The organism is Marinobacter santoriniensis NKSG1, from assembly GCF_000347775.1.
In the GTDB taxonomy this organism is placed as follows: Bacteria; Pseudomonadota; Gammaproteobacteria; order Pseudomonadales; family Oleiphilaceae; genus Marinobacter; species Marinobacter santoriniensis.
The window spans coordinates 1-578 of the sequence record NZ_APAT01000012.1; the positions used below are offsets into that span (position 1 = coordinate 1).

The following is a 578-nucleotide window of genomic DNA, read 5'->3' on the forward strand; positions in this document are numbered from 1 at the left end:
ACTGGTAAGGCTACAACGCAGTCCAGGAGAAACAAGATCAAGCGATAATGGGTCTGTAGCTCAGGTGGTTAGAGCGCACCCCTGATAAGGGTGAGGTCGGTGGTTCAAGTCCACCCAGACCCACCAGAATTGCGTGGCTCGTCGTTGCTTCCAAGCTCACGTGCTACTCGCACGCTACGCTTGAAAGCGCCTAGACCCACACAATTCTTGAGCTTAGGTTCGTATCGGCCTGGCTTGTGTGGAAGATCGAGGGGCCATAGCTCAGCTGGGAGAGCGCCTGCCTTGCACGCAGGAGGTCGGCGGTTCGATCCCGCCTGGCTCCACCAAAAAGCCTGAAAGATCGATGATTGCCTGACGAAAGTCAGTGTACAGAAATGAATGTTTCATTGATGTGAAGCCTTCCTTTCTGATCACTGGGTCAGATTTGCTCTTTAACAAATTGGACGAGATAGAACACGAATATTCTTCTCTCATTATCTCCGAGGGAAGATGTTCAAAGTGATAGCGATTTCAAGCGTTATCCGGTGTTGTCGTTGAAGTGGTTGTTATATCGCTTCAAGGAACTGTCTCCAGTTGTT

General features: G+C 50.2%; 2 tRNA genes. Both read left to right on the plus strand.

What is annotated here, in order from left to right:
- Nucleotides 1-49: 49 nt before the first annotated feature.
- Nucleotides 50-126, plus strand: a tRNA-Ile gene (locus tag MSNKSG1_RS03820).
- Between the two features lie 124 nt (nucleotides 127-250).
- A tRNA-Ala gene (locus MSNKSG1_RS03825) sits at nucleotides 251-326 on the plus strand.
- Nucleotides 327-578 lie beyond the last annotated feature (252 nt).